Below are 1,488 nucleotides of genomic sequence, written 5' to 3' on the forward strand. Positions count from 1 at the left end.
AGGCGTTTACGCGGTTCCAGGCCGACTCCGCGGCGCTGACCTGCGACGATAGCGCGGCGTGTGTCCAGATCAGGCCATCAGCTGCGGAACGCGGGTCCAACACTCACACCACGGTCCGAAGCCGGTCTTGTTTACCGACTCGCCGTAATCGGGCTTCGTGACACGTCCGTGGCATCACACGTGGCGCGATACTGCCTGGTCAGCGCGCAAATTGTGTTACGAGGACGGCGCCCTGGCCGCTGTTTGCGGAGGTAGAGGCCCTGACTAGTTCGGATGAGTGTTAGTCGCGCGATCCCGGTGCTTGTGGTAGGAGCGTTCTATCCCAGCTTCACGCGCTGGTCCCCGAAGTTGGCAACGATATCCACGGTTCCACCCAGTGCCTCCACGTACGCCCGGATAGTGCCAAGGCCGGCCTTCGTGAGCTCGCCGCGCTCCAGCGCGGAGACCGAAGGCTGACTTACGTGCATTCGCTCCGCGAGCTCGCGCTGGGTGACGCCCTGCTCAGTACGGATCTCCCGCAGTTGATGCGCACGAACGAGCTCATCGAGGTGTGCGCGGTGATCGGCAACCCGATCTTCCCGCGGGACTCGCTTGGCTCGGACCTCGCGCCAGCTACTAGCCATCGTGCTCATCCTCCATCCAACGCTCGTACCGTTTCTCCGCCAGCGGGATGGACTGGCGATACCAGTCGGTCCACCGCCCGGACTTGTCTCCCGCTACCAGCAGTACTGCACGTCGGGCCGGATCGAAGACGAACAAGATCCGGACCTCTGATGCGCCAGTCGATCCGGGGCGAAGTTCCTTCAAGTTGTGCATTGAGGAGCCCTTGATCCTGTCAACCAGGGGTCGTCCTAGCGTGGGACCATCCACTTCCAGCTTGTCGATGGCTGCCGCGACCAGGTCGTACGTCTCGTCGTCGACCTCGTCCAGCAGCCATGCCTCGACGTCCTCGAGGAGGATCACCTCCCACGTCATGGACCAAGTATAGCCCACAGGTTGTATAGGGCAAGGTCTATGATGGGTCGAGAGCGGCTGCTGCTCCGGCCGGCGCACGAGCGTGGACGTCGACCTCTGTTGCATGAGGCGGCGATTGCAGGATCGATGCGGTCGGCCGAACCACTCCGCTGTCGTTCGGCCGGCGTCTGAGAGGATTGTCATGCGGCACTCGTGCTGCGTGGCATCACACATGGCGCGAAAGTCCGCGAGCTGGATGCAAATTGAGCAGGGTGGCCGCTGGTGGGGTCGCTGTTCTCGCAGGTAGACGCCCTGGTTGGCGAGTGCCGGCAGCCTTGTAAGCGGTAGGTCGTCGGTTCGAGTCCGACCACCGGCTCCACGCCGGTGACGCAGCGTCGGCACGACCTCGACCAGTTCGGCGGAGCATCGAACACACTCTCGCGGTACACAGGTTGAAAGGCTGGGGTGTTGGCTACGGGGGTTGGAGGGTCAGGCCCGTCGCGGCGATGAATCCGTCGAGCAGCCCCGGCCGGT

Annotated in this window: 2 protein-coding genes and 1 tRNA gene; 1 reads left to right on the forward strand and 2 read right to left on the reverse strand. The window is 63.7% G+C overall.

Going from position 1 to position 1,488, the window contains the following annotated elements; all coding sequences use genetic code 11:
- Nucleotides 1-317 precede the first annotated feature (317 nt).
- Together G567_RS0125070 and G567_RS0125075 are read right to left on the reverse strand one after the other, a co-directional pair.
- Nucleotides 318-623, reverse strand: coding sequence for a helix-turn-helix domain-containing protein (locus tag G567_RS0125070; RefSeq protein ID WP_211224073.1), 306 nt, complete (start codon nucleotides 621-623; stop codon nucleotides 318-320).
- Nucleotides 616-975: a type II toxin-antitoxin system RelE/ParE family toxin gene (locus tag G567_RS0125075; protein WP_028932068.1), complete on the reverse strand. Its 360-nt coding sequence runs from the start codon at nucleotides 973-975 to the stop codon at nucleotides 616-618. The genes G567_RS0125070 and G567_RS0125075 overlap by 8 nt, the downstream gene beginning before the upstream one ends.
- Before the next feature lie 278 nt (nucleotides 976-1,253).
- Here G567_RS0125075 and G567_RS34670 point away from each other — a divergent pair.
- Nucleotides 1,254-1,333, forward strand: a tRNA-Thr gene (locus tag G567_RS34670).
- The last annotated feature ends 155 nt before the right edge of the window (nucleotides 1,334-1,488 follow it).

The organism is Pseudonocardia asaccharolytica DSM 44247 = NBRC 16224 (assembly GCF_000423625.1).
GTDB lineage: Bacteria > Actinomycetota > Actinomycetes > Mycobacteriales > Pseudonocardiaceae > Pseudonocardia > Pseudonocardia asaccharolytica.

What these genes read in the sequence shown, in the direction of transcription:
- G567_RS0125070 (WP_211224073.1), bottom strand. Translation starts at nt 623, where the DNA reads ATGGCTAGTAGCTGGCGCGAGGTCCGAGCCAAGCGAGTCCCGCGGGAA.
- G567_RS0125075 (WP_028932068.1), bottom strand. Translation starts at nt 975, where the DNA reads ATGACGTGGGAGGTGATCCTCCTCGAGGACGTCGAGGCATGGCTGCTG.